The 15,510-nt window shown below is 34.8% G+C and carries 15 protein-coding genes, 2 tRNA genes and 1 riboswitch; of the genes, 3 read left to right on the top strand and 14 right to left on the bottom strand.

What is annotated here, in order from left to right:
- Window positions 1-33 precede the first annotated feature (33 nt).
- From scfA to BLQ66_RS08520, 9 genes are all read right to left on the bottom strand, one after another.
- Window positions 34-180, bottom strand: coding sequence for a six-cysteine ranthipeptide SCIFF (scfA, locus tag BLQ66_RS08560; protein ID WP_034245790.1), 147 nt, complete (start codon window positions 178-180; stop codon window positions 34-36).
- 166 nt (window positions 181-346) lie between these two features.
- On the bottom strand, window positions 347-898 hold the full coding sequence (locus tag BLQ66_RS08555) for a hypothetical protein (RefSeq protein ID WP_074521790.1): 552 nt from the start codon (window positions 896-898) through the stop codon (window positions 347-349).
- Window positions 899-918: 20 nt separating this feature from the next.
- Window positions 919-1,410 carry an HD domain-containing protein gene (locus BLQ66_RS08550; RefSeq protein ID WP_074521789.1) on the bottom strand — a complete coding sequence of 164 codons (492 nt, stop codon included), beginning with the start codon at window positions 1,408-1,410 and terminating at the stop codon, window positions 919-921.
- 2 nt (window positions 1,411-1,412) lie between these two features.
- The gene (locus tag BLQ66_RS08545) at window positions 1,413-1,934 is read right to left on the bottom strand and encodes a shikimate kinase (protein ID WP_074521788.1); all 522 of its coding nucleotides are present in this window, start codon (window positions 1,932-1,934) and stop codon (window positions 1,413-1,415) included.
- Window positions 1,935-2,862: 928 nt separating this feature from the next.
- Window positions 2,863-4,041: a cation:proton antiporter gene (locus tag BLQ66_RS08540; RefSeq protein ID WP_074521787.1), complete on the bottom strand. Its 1,179-nt coding sequence runs from the start codon at window positions 4,039-4,041 to the stop codon at window positions 2,863-2,865.
- Window positions 4,042-4,088: 47 nt separating this feature from the next.
- Window positions 4,089-4,165: riboswitch (Fluoride riboswitch) on the bottom strand.
- 154 nt (window positions 4,166-4,319) lie between these two features.
- Window positions 4,320-4,601 (bottom strand): hypothetical protein, encoded by a 282-nt coding sequence (locus tag BLQ66_RS08535; protein WP_074521786.1) that lies wholly within the window; start codon window positions 4,599-4,601, stop codon window positions 4,320-4,322.
- A gap of 339 nt (window positions 4,602-4,940) precedes the next feature.
- Complete coding sequence (locus BLQ66_RS08530) at window positions 4,941-5,741, bottom strand: MBL fold metallo-hydrolase (protein ID WP_074521785.1); 801 nt, start codon at window positions 5,739-5,741, stop codon at window positions 4,941-4,943.
- A gap of 118 nt (window positions 5,742-5,859) precedes the next feature.
- The gene (locus BLQ66_RS08525) at window positions 5,860-7,308 is read right to left on the bottom strand and encodes a diguanylate cyclase domain-containing protein (RefSeq protein WP_074521784.1); all 1,449 of its coding nucleotides are present in this window, start codon (window positions 7,306-7,308) and stop codon (window positions 5,860-5,862) included.
- Between the two features lie 210 nt (window positions 7,309-7,518).
- Window positions 7,519-8,364, bottom strand: coding sequence for an alpha/beta hydrolase family protein (locus tag BLQ66_RS08520; RefSeq protein ID WP_180364711.1), 846 nt, complete (start codon window positions 8,362-8,364; stop codon window positions 7,519-7,521).
- Between the two features lie 104 nt (window positions 8,365-8,468).
- Here BLQ66_RS08520 and BLQ66_RS08515 point away from each other — a divergent pair, with 104 nt between their 5' ends.
- A complete protein-coding gene (locus tag BLQ66_RS08515; protein WP_074521783.1) occupies window positions 8,469-8,972 on the top strand; it encodes a TetR/AcrR family transcriptional regulator in 504 nt (167 codons plus the stop codon).
- Between the two features lie 20 nt (window positions 8,973-8,992).
- Here BLQ66_RS08515 and BLQ66_RS08510 read toward each other — a convergent pair whose 3' ends face one another.
- From BLQ66_RS08510 to BLQ66_RS08495, 4 genes are all read right to left on the bottom strand, one after another.
- A complete protein-coding gene (locus BLQ66_RS08510) occupies window positions 8,993-10,969 on the bottom strand; it encodes a leucine-rich repeat protein (protein WP_074521782.1) in 1,977 nt (658 codons plus the stop codon).
- A gap of 145 nt (window positions 10,970-11,114) precedes the next feature.
- Window positions 11,115-11,840 (bottom strand): C39 family peptidase, encoded by a 726-nt coding sequence (locus BLQ66_RS08505; protein WP_074521781.1) that lies wholly within the window; start codon window positions 11,838-11,840, stop codon window positions 11,115-11,117.
- A 377-nt stretch (window positions 11,841-12,217) separates the two neighbouring features.
- Window positions 12,218-12,298: transfer RNA gene (locus BLQ66_RS08500), tRNA-Leu, on the bottom strand.
- 251 nt (window positions 12,299-12,549) lie between these two features.
- Window positions 12,550-12,870, bottom strand: coding sequence for a thioredoxin family protein (locus BLQ66_RS08495; protein ID WP_074521780.1), 321 nt, complete (start codon window positions 12,868-12,870; stop codon window positions 12,550-12,552).
- A 335-nt stretch (window positions 12,871-13,205) separates the two neighbouring features.
- Here BLQ66_RS08495 and BLQ66_RS08490 point away from each other — a divergent pair.
- Window positions 13,206-13,290 (top strand) — tRNA-Leu (locus BLQ66_RS08490).
- 174 nt (window positions 13,291-13,464) lie between these two features.
- A complete protein-coding gene (locus BLQ66_RS08485) occupies window positions 13,465-14,436 on the top strand; it encodes an AEC family transporter (RefSeq protein WP_074521779.1) in 972 nt (323 codons plus the stop codon).
- A gap of 197 nt (window positions 14,437-14,633) precedes the next feature.
- On the opposite strand, the gene BLQ66_RS08480 is transcribed toward BLQ66_RS08485, so the two are convergent.
- The gene (locus BLQ66_RS08480) at window positions 14,634-15,410 is read right to left on the bottom strand and encodes a spermidine synthase (RefSeq protein WP_074521778.1); all 777 of its coding nucleotides are present in this window, start codon (window positions 15,408-15,410) and stop codon (window positions 14,634-14,636) included.
- Window positions 15,411-15,510 lie beyond the last annotated feature (100 nt).

Here is a 15,510-nt window from a genome sequence, read left to right as displayed (position 1 = left end):
TCGAAATGCTTTAACACTCTCTTTCAAAAATAATTAATTATTCTTGTTCTCGCAGCTCTGATTTCCAACTGTACAAGATGTCTTGCAAGCTGACTGACATGATGTCTGGCATTCGCCACATCCACCGTTTTTCATTGTGTCCTTTAATACACGGTTTGTAATTGTCTTAATATGTTTCATGACAAAACCTCCTTTATAAAACTGACTACGATATTATAACATTTTCCTATTTTTTTTACAATAATTTCACTTGGTGACAAAATTATTTATAAAAGATAATAAAAAGCCAGCATAAAGCCGGCTTTTTTGCGTATTTTACCTAATTGAAATCTTTTAAAAGTTACTTCTAATCTGCCTTAAAATAAGCTTTTTCCTTACTATTTTCATTACCATTATCGTCAAAAAATCTGTAAGTCACTTCTCCTTCATAGGATTTTTCAAATGGATCTGGCCCTCCATTATTAAATTCAGCAATAACCTTTCTCTTATTTCCTCTTATAAAAGGGCCCATGTAATCATAATAATCCACTCTTAATTCTAAAAAATTATCAACCTCAACAGTATATTTTTTATTATTTAAAACAGTAGTATGCTCTGGTGTGTAAAATAAAGCTCTAATAAAAAGCAAAACAAGCACCGTAATTACAAAAGAAAATGTAAGTACAAGACCTAAAATAGCTACTACATAGATTTTTAATTTCTTTCTTGCCTTTATTAAACTTGCAAGAACTAGTAAAAAGAATCCTCCAACTAAAAGAATTGTCATAAAGTCTTTAAGCCAATCTCTTAAGGCTAAATCATTCATATAAATAATAGCTACTAAACTAAATCCTAAAACAATATAAGAAGAATAAATAGCCCAGGCTATCAACAATTTATTTTTTCCTTTAACTTGCATATACTCCTTTTTTATAACCTTTATAGGTCATAAATTATATTTATTAATTCTATTCCTGTTTTTGTTCTAAAAACCTTATCTCTAAACTCTTTTATAGCCTTTTTAGATAATTGATCTTCGTATGCATTTACTAAAAAATCCGCTTCTAAAAGAATACGTAAATCAAGGCCATCCACATTATTATATGTGTGATGATGAGCTATTAAATAACAAACTCTATCCTTTTCATCTTGTCTTATTTCTTCAAATTTATCCATTAGTTTTTTTGCATAAATCGGACCTTCTTTTTCCTGCAATTTACCATTACAGCTTCCATACTTTTCAATGGCAGGATGGATACCAATATCATGTAAAATAGCAGCAATATCAAGAATCCTTAAGCTTTCACTATTAAGATTTTCCTTTAAGCCTATTAAATGAGCATATTCGTAAACCTTTATAAAATGCTGAATTCTTTTAGGATCTCCCTGGTCAAATTTACATACTTCAATTATTAATTCTTCGTTAATCATTATTATTCCCTTACTGCTTGTTCGTTTCTAATTAATTCCACAAGCTTAGCAACTGTTTCTTCCATTGTGCAATTCTTTTCTTCAACTGTTAAATGAGCATATTTTTCATAAAGTTTAGCCCTTGCATTATACATATCTTCTAGGCTTTCACCTTCACGAAGCACAACTCCACGCTCCTTAGCATTTTTAAGTCTTCTAAATAGTTCTTCCTTTTCTAGTTTCAAATACACTATCAAAGAATTCTTAGCTAGCTTCTCCATAGCATTGGCGCTATAAACTGCACTACCACCTGTGGCAATAACTGTGTTGTTAACTTCTATTGAAAGGATTGCATCTCCTTCACACTTTACAAAACCATCAATCCCCTTCTCTTCTATGATTTCGCTTAGCTTCTTGCCCTCACGATTCTGAATAACAATATCTGCATCCACAAAATCCATACCAAGTATCTTAGCCACAATTACACCAATTGTACTCTTACCCGAAGTTGGCATACCAATCAAAGTAATATTATTAAATTCCATATCTTTTCCTTCTTCCTACTTTTTACTAGATTCTTTGTCTGTGTTTTGAACGCAGTGTAAGCAATCCCCCGCTTCAAAAGCGTAAGCTTTAAGCGGGGGTATAAAGCTTACTAGTGTCAGAAGGGGTTAAAGCCCCTTCTGACAGGTGGCACAAAGTGCCACTGCGTTCATGAGGAAGTAGCGAAGCGGATTCCGAATGTCCGCTTTACGGCATTGCAAGATCTTTCTCAGTGTGACTTTACAATACAACGAAGAATCTAGGTATTTTCCTCGAGTTTTAATTTAGCATAAATTGTGGAAAAAGAACACTTTAAAATTTTCGGGGATTAAGGGGTGGGAAGGCTGCCGGGGAGTGTGGGACTAACGGTGGCTTGGAGCTGCCGGGGAGTGTGGGTCTAACGGTGGTTTGGAGCTGCCGGGAGGCTCTTAGAAGCTTCTTGGTCGCTTCTTTTTTGAATCGTTGACCCAGGAGCTTTGTTTTCCCCCTGTTGGGTCAATGATTTCCTGGAATCACACTTCTAGTTTTAATCCTAATTAAGATATTTTTTCCCGTTAGTCCTAAACCCTAATTTTAAAGCAACTTTTAACTTGCTTTTATAATCCTTATAGAAGATTTTTTCGGGATTAGGTCAAGATTTCAAAAATGGCTCTTTTTAAAAGTGGAAATTGTAGGACTAAATCGATTTTTTCGCACTATAGGGATTAAATTCCCAACTTGCTTTATCACTCTCGGTGGTGTTATCCAAAATTGTTGATGTAAATCCCGAAAAAAGATAATCCTTATGAAAGCTTTTTGCACTATAGGGATTAAATTCCCCGGACAGATTCCTATATTACAAGCATGGAAATTACAATGGGTAGAGCCATGGAAAGCAGTAACTTGCTCTCCTTTTGGCTCCCCATTGGATTTGTATCATTTTCTTTATTATCAACTTTTCTTTAGCAAATGCTTATAGCTACTATCAATAGCAAAGGCTCCAATAGGCGCAGTTATTACGATTGCAAGAACTGCCACTGTTAAAACTGTGTCGCCACAAGCAAAGCCTAGAGCTAGTGGCATACCTCCAATGGCCGCCTGAACTGTAGCTTTTGGAGTGTAGGCCATCATTGTAAAGAGTCTTTCCTTCTTGTTTAATTTTGAAAAAATGAGACATAAGAAGACACCAAGCATTCTAAAGATTAAGGCTGCAAATATTAAGATTACTGCCTTAACTCCCACCTTTGTGATGTAGTCGATGTTGATTGCAGCACCCACTAATACAAAGAGTAGAACCTCTGCTGCCACCCACAACTTCTCATATTTCTTTGAAAGTCTGACTGCCACTTCTTTTCTATTCTTTTGAAGGCCAACACCTATAAACATGATGGCGATTAATGCTGAAAATGTAATGCTAGTCTTTAAGCTATCTTCTAAAGCCACAAGTAAGAAAGAAACGCAAAGAATAATGATTACCTTGCTGGTATCTCTAATGTGGATTTTTTTGAAATAAATGGACATTAAAAATCCGATTAAAAGTCCAATTACAACTCCTAAAAGTATGGAGATAGGTATATTTACAAAACTAATAACTGATACCCCTTCGCCTTGCATCATGTTAACAAAAGTAGTAAATAACACGATTACATAGACATCATCAACAGATGCTCCGGCTAGAATTAACTGTGGCACACCTTCCTTAACCCCATAGCCTTCATCCATAAGCTTTACCATTCTTGGCACAACTACAGCAGGAGAAACTGCTGCAAGTACAGCACCTGTAATAGCTGCCTCAAGTAGACTAAGACCTAATAGCTTTGGTCCAAATATAAACATGGCAAGAAGTTCACAAGTCGCTGGTAGAAAGCACATTAAAATCGCCGGTCTACCAATCTTTTTAAGGCCTGAAATATCAAGACCTAGGCCTGCTCTTGTAAGAATAATGATTAGGGCAATTTTTCTTAACTCAGATGAAATGTTAAGAATACTTGGATCAATTAAGTCAAATACGAAAGGTCCAAGCACAATGCCTGTAATTAGCATGCCTATTAGGCTTGGCAAATGTAACTTCTTACATATGAAGCCTAGACACATTCCCATAATGAAAATTAAAGAAATACTTAATAACATAAATTCCTCCTATATACGCAAAAAAGCCGACAGCTTCTGCGTAAAATTTAATCGCAGAAGTCATCAGCTTATAATAGCGGTTTAAGTAAAAATACTTAGGGAGAACTTCATTCCCTTATTTAAAATTAATGATAGCATAGAAATTATAATCTTGTAAAGAAAGAAATTTTAGGGAATGAAGTATAGATTTTAAGCATTGGATTAGTTCTTTTTCTTTTCTTTTTTTACAAAAATAATTAAAAGAACCAATATTAATAAACTTTCTTTGTCAAATAAAATCAAACCGTTATAAACCAAGCACTTATACTTGGTATATGATATAAATTCACCACCTTCTCCTTATCCTCCACTTGTAGCTTACACTTATAAACTAAATTTCTATTAGAGACATAGACTCCATCGGCAAAGGTCCTTGCTCCCTGGCCTGATAGGTCTATATAACCTATTACCTTACACTCGTATTGTTCTCCATCTTCTCCCTTAATTCTAAGCTTTAAAGGGATAATTGTACCATCTATATTGTTCTGCAATATTACATCTACAGGCTTTCTCTTATACATGTCATCCACCTTCTAAAATTATAATCACCATTTCACAGTTATAGAACACCTGTTCTATTATGATTATAACAAGACCTAATAAAAATTTCAATAGCTAATCGAACAAATATACGAGCCCAAAAAAAGTGGTGATAAAACACAGATTTGAAAATGTGTCGATTTAAGATTTTAATTAGATGCAAGGCTATCTTGTGTAACTTGCTTATTATCACTATTTTTTCCAATTCCACAAGCTGTTTGTGTAGGGGACTTATGTCATACTAATATAACATAAGTCCCATTTATATTTCCTACATATAGCAAAAAGCCTAGTAAAATAATTCACTAGGCTTTAAATCTCTATAACTCTATAACTTCTAAATCATCTGGCACAAAGATATTACCATTGTAGTATTCTCTAGCTTCCTTAGTGTATAACTCTTTTCTATTTGCAAGGTTCTTTTCTTCAGTATGATATAGCAATACATTTTCAACTGAAAGCTTTGCTGCTAATTCGCTAGCATCCTTTACTGTTGAATGATGTTTTTCGTATGGTTTAAAAATATCTGCCTGTGAATAAAGACAAAATGCCTCGTGTAATAACCATTTAGCATCTTTAGCATAACTTTCTAGTTGCTCATTTAATGGTTCGTCACCACAACATGTAAACTTCTTTCCATCAGCCATTTCAAGACAGAAACCAAACTGTTTAGCCTTAGTTGATAAAATGTCAAAGAATTCAACCTTATGTCCGATTATTTCAAGACTTTCCCCATCCTTAACTTCTACGAAATGTAATCTCTTATCAATAAAAGCAGTATCTTTTTTCTGAATAAGCTTATTAGCCATATCTCTAAGTAAGTCTAAAACTTCCTTATGTGAATAAATATATGCATCTCCTTCATATTGACCCTGTCTAATATTCTGACAAATCATTCTAGTCATCCAAACAGCGCCAAGAAGGTGATCTATATGCTTATGAGTTAAGAAAATGTGACGAATATTTTTCCAGTCATATCCAGCCTTTTTAATCTGACTAAGTACCTGGTTTCCGCCACCTGCATCAACCATAAACAATTCATTGTTATCTTCTAAAATAAAACAAGTATTATAGCAATCTGATACTAATGCATTACCTGTTCCAAGCATTGTCAATTTCATAATAAAGCTCCTAATATAAAATTTTTTCTACCAAATAATAAAGCAAAAAAAGACTAGCATAAAAATTATATAAAAGCAAATATACTATGAATATGTGAACATAACGTATTAAAAGTAATCAGCTAATTTTTCCATATATGCAATATCCATCCTTTTTATGTTTTTTTACATAATATAGGGCTTTATCTGCAGTCTTATAAAGTTCTTCATAAGTTGCCCCATCCTTTGGATAGATTGCAACTCCAATACTTACTGATATATTAACAGCTTTTCCAGATTCTGAAATTGTCCACTGAAACAGTTCTTTAAGCTCTTGTGCCTTTTTTTCAATGTGCTTATAATCGTTAAGAGTTGGAGAAAACACCATAAATTCATCGCCCCCAAGTCGGCCCACAATATCACCAGCTCTAAAAGCTTTTGAAAGCTCATTGGCAAACATATGAAGCACCTCATCACCTTTTCTATGTCCAAAGTTATCATTTATCTGTTTGAAATTATCAATATCTAAAATGAACATAGACCCGCCAATTTCCTTACTATTACCGCCGCTAATAAAGGTCTTTATGTTGGTTTGTAAGCCCTTAACATTAGAAATTTGTGTTAGGAAATCCGTGTAGATATTGCTTTTAAGTACAGCCTTTTCACCTCTAAATCTATAGAAGTTTAAGCATGTCAAAATCAAAATCATAACACAGGCATAAATAACTGCACCTCTATAAATCTTTATGAATTTTTCAGATAAACTGTAGTGATTATTTCTAACTACTAAATACATTCCCAAATCAGGAATATATCTTCTTATAATGTAACCATCATCCGTATATATCTGGTCTATTTCCACCATGTCATTAGTGTAGTATCTACAATAATAAGACTCTACTAGGTTGATACCATTAATGTCTAGAGTTGTATTTCCATCAACATCTGTTAAACATACATCGACATTGTACTCATCAGCGCAATGCTTCATATCATCAGTTATATCTGTAAGATAAATTGCGCAGCCAAGAACAGCGCGCACTTCACCATTTATTCTCATAACTCTATCTGTAAATATAACGTATTCCTGATCATTAAACTCATCATAAGTTAAGTCAGAACCGTACTCCATGCCCGATTCTATGAAGTTTTTATACCAAACGTCATACTCGTTATTTTCAGGATCTACAATCTTACCCACGCCATCTGGTGTATAATATTTATTTGTTTTACACGATATTAAATAAGCGCCCTCCCAGTTATTTGCTGCTCGATTTCTCTCTAGATATTGGGCCATCATATCCTCAAACTCGGCCTCATCCATTTCATCTTCTAAATCAAGCATTTCTTGTAAAAAATAGTCATTACACATACCATTAGTATAATTAACTGTATACTCTAAAACATCACTAATTGATGTGTAAACCCCATCAAAAAGCGCACTAGTGGTATTTTCCATGTCTTTCTTTATAATAGATTTCAAGCTATTAACTGAAAGAACAATTGCAAATATTGCGCCAATCACAATGATAATAATATTTGTTACAAGCAAAATATTATTTTTTATAAAATTTTTCACTCTTTTCATCGGTGTACCCTCTGCCCCTAAAACCAAAGTCTATTATACCAATAAAATCTATATTTAATATAATTATAGCACACATTTGTATTATTAACTAGATTAATTCTATATTTTTATTATTTAATTTAACAAAAAAGGAAAGCCCCTTAGAACCTTCCTTTATAATTACTTAATTATGTAAAATGTATCTCTTCAATCCTCTACTTATCTATGATATCATAAAGAATCTGATTTTTGCTCCTGATAAAGCTCATTTGTATAAATTTCACCATTATCCTTAAAGGCTTTTGCTGCATTTTCATCTTCTTGCAAATGCCACATAAACCAAGCAGTATTGTAACCGTCAGCGCTATAAAGCATCTGGCCATGCTCCATGCCCTTTCGTCTTGCCATTAGCTTTGGCGCTGAAATTTTATTATAAAGTTCATACATAGCCTCTGTTGGGATTACCATATTCATCTCAAAATCGCCCTTAGTTCCTGCAAGAAGCATAATTGGGCAATTAATCTTAGTTACGTCATAAGACCATTTTAAAGAAACAGCCATCTCCTCATTAGTTGGTGAAAGAGAAATTGCAGTCTTATATAAATTGCTATGTTCCATATTAGTAATTGCATTAAATACGCCTGCTCCGCCTTGAGAATGTCCGATAATTCCTATATTGTTTACATCAATTTTTCCATAGAAAATGCTTTCACTATTCTCATTTTCCTCTAAAAGAAAGGCAAGAGAGCTCTCTGCTGCCACCCCGTCCCAGGATTCCTCTTCTTCAGTTCCAATAACAATAAATCCCCAAGAGGCAAAATGCTTAAACTGCGTCTTATACTTAGAGGCCTTAACCCCTGTTCCATTCACCGTCACAATAACAGGAAGTGTTGTATCTTCCTTTATCAAATCCTTAGGATAATATACTTCATACTTCTTAAAATCCTCATCTATGTCCTTTTCAAAATATGCCACTTCATGTTCTCCATTTTTTAAATAGTAACTTTCTAACTCCCCTCCTGTTTCAACAGTTTCAGTGTAGTTACTTGGCACCATTGGTGTAAATGCAGCCTTCACAAGTAAAATAACAATTAAAACAATTATTACTAAAATTGTAACATAAACAATTACCTTTAAAATATATTTTATGCTAAATGTGACAGTGAAGGGGGTTTTGTAACATGAAAATTGCACGAGAAAAATTAGCGGTCGAATATCTAAGTGATGCCTTAATAATTCTTATGAAAAAAATGGACTACAAGGACATTTCTATTACAAAAATATGTGAGAAAGCCGGGGTTACAAGAATGTCTTTTTATAGAAATTATTCCTCAAAGGAAGATGTTTTAAAAAGCTGGATTAAAGCTATTACAAACTCATTTCTTGAGGAAACTAAGATTAGTTACAAAGGAGATAGCAGTGAAGAATATTTTCAAAAACTTTTTTCACATTTTAAAAAATATGCCAACATCTGCCAATTAATCTATAAAGCTGGCCTTATCTATCTTATTAAGGATGAGTTTGACCGCGTCTTTTTAGAACTTCACAAGGAGGAGTATGACGAATATAAGTCCTATTTCTTAGCTGGAGGAGTTTACAACATTTTCCTACTCTGGCTAATCCATGGATGCAAAGAAAGCCCAGAGGAATTATCCTCTAGGCTTGAAAATCTCTTGGTTACTTAAACTAAATATATCTTTAAAAACTAATAATTCTTTTTATCAACTTTAATTAATGATAGACTAGTTAAGGCAAATAACATTAAAATAACCATAAATACTACATTTGAATTATCTCCTGTATCTGGTAAGCTTTCTGTAGTATCTGATGTATTTAATTCCTTATAAGCAATTGCATATGTAGAGAATCTGTCTGTTTCAAATGTAAACACATTAGTAGCTGTATCATAGCTTCCCTCAATTATGCTAACTTCACCATCATGAACACGAATAATCTCATATTCTCTATTATCAGCCCTAATAGATTCCGGAATTATAACACTTGCAACAAGCATTCCATTAGTTGTCGTTACCTTTGTTGCTTCATTTGAGCCCACTTTTTTAAACAAACTAACATCAATATACATGCCAATTTGGAAGTTTGTTGAATCATCTTCACTATCCACAGTTCCTACTAAACTATCAATTAAATTCTTATCTTCTTCTGGTACAGCCTCGCTAATATCAGTCACATCAAGCCAAACATTAACGCCTTCGCTTACCTCCTCCTCAGATAAACTAAGAAGTGTAGATAAATCGGTATTGTTTTCAATCTTTGTTTCAAATGTATTTGTCTCAGCAGTTGCTGCCTCGCTACCGGTAATATCATTAACTACACCAACTTCTGACTCAACATCTTCATAATTAACATTTGTTGTAGTTGTTGATGAATCTGTAGTTGAACTGTTTGAACTTGAAGAACTTGAGCTTGAAGAACTTGAGCTTGAAGAACTTGAGCTTGAAGAACTATTAGATTCGCTATTAAAGTATCCACCATACCAACTAGTTGTATTATTTTCCCAGTCAGTTAAAGTCCAGCTAGATGGATATGTTAAATTAGCAGGGCTAGAACTACCAATTCCAGTAAAGGCTGTATCTGAAATACTTGTTGGAACCCCATTAAAAACTAGATTCGTTACTGAGCTTGCCTGTGAAAATGCACCAGCTCCGATAGTTGTTACATTTTCAGGTACAGTAATACTAGTTAAGGAGCTACAAGCACTAAAAGCATTATCTTCAATAGTCGTAACGCTTGAAGGAATTGTAATACTTGTAAGAGAACTGCAACCTTCAAAAGCAGATTCTTCTATTGCTGTTAAAGTAGATGGAAGCGAAATACTTGTTACATTAGAAAAATCTTTAAAGGCATAAGCACCAATATTAGTTACCCCTTCAGAAACCACAATTGATGTTATCGAATCCTTATTCTGATACCACTCTGTAGAAGTAATAGTATCGGCTGTATAATCAGCCATTGCGCCAGTTGTTGAACTTGCACTAATTGTTAAAACCCCCTCAGAGGAAACCACACTTGTATCTCCACTTGTTGTATTAATTTCTGTTGAAGAGGAACCTGAACTACTAACAGATGCAACAACTTGATTGCCAACAGTTAAATTACCAGAACCCGCTGATATTGTTCCAATAAGGCCATCCGTATAGATACCATATGATGTAGATCTAGTCCATAAATAAATGTAAAAAGTACCATCTTCGTTTAAATTTATATCTCCATCATCAAAATCAACTGTAACTATATTAGAACCATCCGTCACTGACGAAGTCCATACAGTCCAGTCAAATTCAGCTCCAGCTCCCCATTCAAGCAAGCCGTCATTGTTTTTAAGATACGTATCATCTACAGCACTCCAATCATCACAATCATCAGTACTTAAGTTAATATATGGATCATTATAATTATAAGGAGATTGTTTAGAATGAATAGCTATTTTTCCATAAGCAGTAGCATAACCCGCACCATCATTAACAATTTTTACTTTCATTGACTTTAAACAACCGCTATCATATAAAACTACATCAGAAATACAATCCTCAAAATAAAAGCCAGCCGCTTTTACCTTTATAGCTTTTGATAAATAAAGATTAGTTACAACAATTGTTATAACCATAGAGAGTGCTATAAAAACAGCTAGCACTCTAGAGAATGATTTTTTCCTTTTCATATTATTGCCTCCATCATTATATAAATTGTTCTTTTTACAGTGCCAATAATCACATTATCAAAACTGTATAAATGATATCGGACAATATGAAATAATACTTTATATCATCATTTGTATAAGTTTTAGATATTCTAATTTAACAACCCTATTCCACCACAACTGCATACTGTCCTCTAGTGTTATAGGCATACTTAGTGGCATCCATAGAATAGCTCTGAATTCCGCTCTTCATTGGATCTGCAAAATAGCAAACTCCTGCATCTAGGTCATAACCCATTAAAACTAAGGTATGAGAGCCTCTAGACATATTTTCAAGGGCCCAAAAAACTACGGGTTGTCCATTTTTTACATAGGTCAATACATTTTCAAAGCTAGTTCCTGAAATATCCTTAGCTGTGTAATTCATGCCGTGAGCCACTAAAGCTTGATTCATCGCTGTTGCAATTGGTGCCGCAGCCACCCACTGCAAATCGCTACCATCGGGCTTATCGTAAGGTGTTCCGCCGCAAAAGCCCTGATTAGGGTCATCTGAATAAGGCAAATATTTATCCACCAACTCAGTTTTTGACATATTAGCGCCATAATAATTTAGCACAATAGTCGCCGAAACCGCCTCGCAGCCTGTAGGAAGTTCCGGATTTTGTAAAATGTTAGTCACATCTAAATATACCCTTCTTGTTTCCTGACTTTCACTCTCACTTGTAGGCTCTTGTGTCTGTTCCTCAGAAACCTCCTGGCAATCTAGGCTTGTTGCTTCTTCTATTACAATTCCAGTTTCATTATCTCTACCCTTAAGCTTCCAATATGCAAAGGCTACTATAACAAGTATCATCGCTGAAATAAGGGCGAATATTCCTAATTTCTTTTTCATAAAAATTTATCCTTCAAAAATAAGTTTCAGTTTATTATAGCATAATTTAGATTTCGGATGTATTAAGAATAAAGGGTGAAATTTTTGTACCCCATTTTGTACCCCTAAAACCACAGCTTTGCTGTAGGTTTCACTCTCTTCTCCCGGGACGTGGCGGAAGACGAGGTGAGGAGGATTAAGAAAAAGGTCCAGTGGACCTTTTTCCCTCCGAACCGACCGACGAAGCCCGTAAGGGCGAGGGCGCTCAAGGTCCAGGGGACCTTGGCTTAGCGCCGACCGTAGTGAAACGAAGACCCGCTGAACTCTGGGTTCAAGGGACTCCTCGGCCTTACTAAAAAAGGAACCACGGCTTCAAGCCGTAGTTCCTTTTTTACTAATGCGGAAGATGGGACTTGAACCCACACGTGTTACCACACAAGAATCTGAATCTTGCTTGTCTGCCATTCCAACACTTCCGCTCACTTAAACTATTTTAAATCAGCAAAAATTTACTGTCAATAATTGAACGCAGTGTAAGCAATCCCCCGCTTCAAAAGCGTAAGCTTTAAGCGGGGGATAAAGCTTACTAGTGTCAGAAGGGGTTAAAGCCCCTTCTGACAGGTGGCACAAAGTGCCACTGCGTTCATGAGGAAGTAGCGAAGCGGATTCCGAATGTCCGCTTTACTGCAGTGTAAGCTATGTCCTTTTTTTTACAATTTATATCAGGCACTTATAATAGGCTTTCTAATCTCTCTATCTTTTCTATTAACTGGCTTAGGCTAAAGTAACCAGCTTCTTTTATAGTTAGCTTGCCTTCTGCAAAAACTAAAACTGTTGGGGCTGAGAAAATCTCTAAATCTGCTGCAAGCTTTGGATGTTCTTCAATTGAAACTGAACGCAATGTAATGCCTGCTTTAGCCCTTCCCCAGGAAGTTAGTTTTTCCTTAATAGCGCTACATGGAGCGCAAGTTTTACTAGTAAAATCTAACACTAATATCTTCTCACTATTTATAAGCACATCTAATTCTTCTTGATTCTTTAATTCCTGCATTTCTCTTCCTTTCCTAATTTTCTAACTAAATCATAATCTTAAAAGAAAATAATGATCTTAAATTAACTACAATTCATATATCTTTATCTAGACTCATTATACAAAGCCCTAGTAGAAATTAAAAATGATATCTTTATAAACTATCCTTTCTTTATTTCAATAAATACATCAATAAATCATCAATAAATAATCTGTTATAAATCGTTATATCAATAATTGACATCCCGTCTTTATTAGTATTTTAGCCACTTTTTTTCAAAAAATGTGTTGACAATAAATTCTGCCGGTGTTAATATATACAAGTCGCTGGCATACAGCAGACAACAAAAACTTAAGCAGACGTGGCGGAATTGGCATACGCGCTAGACTAAGGATCTAGTCCATATTGCTTGGGTGCGGGTTCAAGTCCCGCCGTCTGCACTAGCTAAAGCATCAGGTTTTACCTGATGCTTTTTTGTTTTATAATTTCTTTAAAGCTGGCTTAATTAAGCTATTCCCAATATTTCCCGAAGAAAATAATCTTTACATTTTCAAAAAATTCTTTTATTGTTTTACTAATAGCTTTCAAAAAGCACTATTAGGAGGATTTGATTTATGGACTCTTTTGTATTTAGCTTAAACTCTACTATTCCCATCTTCTTAGTCATGATTATCGGTTATGTCATAAGAAGGCTTGGCATCGTTGATGAGCATTTCGCAACCGTGGCAAATCGCTACGTTTTCAAAGTTTCATTACCTGTTTTATTATTTAGAGATTTATCAACCGCAGATTTTAAGGCAGATTTTGATTTGAAATTCGTTCTCTTTTGCTTTATCGTAACATTTCTTATGTTTTCTCTAACTTGGTTATTCACGGAAATTTTTATGAAGGACGACTCCATGAAAGGGGCTTTCGTGCAGGCTTCTTGCCGTAGTTCTGCCGCAATCCTTGGAATTGCCTTTATTGAAAATATATACGCAGACGCGGGCATGGCACCTTTAATGATTGTTGCTGCTGTCCCACTTTTTAACATTTTCGCAGTAATAATCCTTACCTTTAAGGCTCATCCAGAGCTTCACGGAAAGCCAGCAAACACCGACCTTTCAAAGAAGGATACTATAAAGAAAGCCGCAATTAATATTGCTAAAAATCCTATTATTATTGGAATTTTACTAGGTCTTGCCTCTTCTCTTGCAGGTTTTACATACCCTGCCATAATTAATAAGACTATTGCAAATATAGCTCAAACCGCTACTCCTATTGCTCTAATCTGCATTGGCGCAAGTTTTGAGGGCAGCAAGGCCATAAAGAAAATCAAGCCTACAATTATTGCAAGCTTTATAAAACTTATCCTACTTGCTGCAATTTTCGTGCCAATCGCCATCTTTATGGGCTTTAGAAACCAGGAACTTATCGCAATCCTTGTAATGCTTGCCTCACCAACTACCGTTACTTGCTTTGTTATGGCAAAAGCCATGGATAACGACGAGGTTTTATCCTCAAGCATCGTGGTTTTAACTACGCTTCTATCAAGTGTAACCCTCACTGCTTGGATATTTATTCTACGTTCCTTTGCTTTAATTTAGCATTATAATTTTTACAGGGATATTTTTGAAAATGTATAGAGATTTTCTAGTTTTTTCGCACTTTTTAGTTGACAATAACTTTCTATACGATTAGTATAAAGAAAGGGCAATAACGCCCATAAACACTTAAGTTTTAATAATTATACGAGGGGATGGAAGTATTCATTTGAGTACTTCCATTTTCATTTATACTGTTATTATTCAATCACATCTAATTTAGGAATTTCCAAATCTGTTCCAATAAGAATGCAATTTTGCTTTTCAAGACTTGATAGGTCGGGCCTTACAGGGTAGACGTATACATTTTTAAAATTCGCCCCAAAAACCTCCCTAGCTTTCTTAAGATCATTGGCAAAAAAGCCCGTTAAGGCCGTGATAATATTTACCATATAGATGCCGCCAGCGTTTAGGTGACGCTTAATCTGTGCCACACCTCTATAAGACATAAGGCCTGAATCAAGGCTTGCGCCAATATAAGCGTCGTTAATAATTAAATCGTAGTTTTTCTCGCATGCCGCCAAAAATTGCATTCCATCCTGAATGTGGATGCCTAGACGACCGTTATCTGCTCCATTTGCGGCCTTTGCATACATTTTTATATAATCCTCTAAATAGAAGTATTTCTTGGCTATTTCAAGCATTTCCGGGTTTATCTCCACCACATCAAGCCTAGCCTCTGGGTAGTGGCTTAGATAGTATTTTGGATATGAAAATGCAGCGCCGCCAATAAGCAAACTATCCTTTATCTGACTATTTATCTTAAAGGCGTTGGCAAATTGCTTGGTGTAGGCAAAACAAAGCTCGTCTCTTTTTTCTGGTGCCTTAAACATAGCAGATTCCTTCTGGAAATTTACCAGCAAATATCTAACTTCCTCGCCATTATCGTCAAGCTGGTCCCTAACCATGATTTTCCCATAGCCTCTAGACTTTGTGGCATATAAATTCTTCTCTTTTGCCTCGTCGTAATTCTTCATATCCATTCTCCTAGATTATGCTCTTTTATGAAAATGTATCTATTATCTTCATAAAAAAATTATAGCATAAGGAATCGTTACAGGTCGAATGCTTTTAAGT

Source organism: Lachnospira pectinoschiza (assembly GCF_900103815.1).
Lineage (GTDB): Bacteria > Bacillota > Clostridia > Lachnospirales > Lachnospiraceae > Lachnospira > Lachnospira pectinoschiza_B.
This window is presented reverse-complemented; position numbering and strand designations above follow the sequence as displayed.

Coding starts and splice junctions, on each gene's coding strand:
- scfA (WP_034245790.1), bottom strand. CDS start 180: ATGAAACATATTAAGACAATTACAAACCGTGTATTAAAGGACACAATG.
- BLQ66_RS08555 (WP_074521790.1), bottom strand. CDS start 898: ATGCAAGTTAAAGGAAAAAATAAATTGTTGATAGCCTGGGCTATTTAT.
- BLQ66_RS08550 (WP_074521789.1), bottom strand. CDS start 1,410: ATGATTAACGAAGAATTAATAATTGAAGTATGTAAATTTGACCAGGGA.
- BLQ66_RS08545 (WP_074521788.1), bottom strand. CDS start 1,934: ATGGAATTTAATAATATTACTTTGATTGGTATGCCAACTTCGGGTAAG.
- BLQ66_RS08540 (WP_074521787.1), bottom strand. CDS start 4,041: ATGTTATTAAGTATTTCTTTAATTTTCATTATGGGAATGTGTCTAGGC.
- BLQ66_RS08535 (WP_074521786.1), bottom strand. CDS start 4,601: ATGTATAAGAGAAAGCCTGTAGATGTAATATTGCAGAACAATATAGAT.
- BLQ66_RS08530 (WP_074521785.1), bottom strand. CDS start 5,741: ATGAAATTGACAATGCTTGGAACAGGTAATGCATTAGTATCAGATTGC.
- BLQ66_RS08525 (WP_074521784.1), bottom strand. CDS start 7,308: ATGAAAAGAGTGAAAAATTTTATAAAAAATAATATTTTGCTTGTAACA.
- BLQ66_RS08515 (WP_074521783.1), top strand. CDS start 8,469: ATGAAAATTGCACGAGAAAAATTAGCGGTCGAATATCTAAGTGATGCC.
- BLQ66_RS08510 (WP_074521782.1), bottom strand. CDS start 10,969: ATGAAAAGGAAAAAATCATTCTCTAGAGTGCTAGCTGTTTTTATAGCA.
- BLQ66_RS08505 (WP_074521781.1), bottom strand. CDS start 11,840: ATGAAAAAGAAATTAGGAATATTCGCCCTTATTTCAGCGATGATACTT.
- BLQ66_RS08495 (WP_074521780.1), bottom strand. CDS start 12,870: ATGCAGGAATTAAAGAATCAAGAAGAATTAGATGTGCTTATAAATAGT.
- BLQ66_RS08485 (WP_074521779.1), top strand. CDS start 13,465: ATGGACTCTTTTGTATTTAGCTTAAACTCTACTATTCCCATCTTCTTA.
- BLQ66_RS08480 (WP_074521778.1), bottom strand. CDS start 15,410: ATGAAGAATTACGACGAGGCAAAAGAGAAGAATTTATATGCCACAAAG.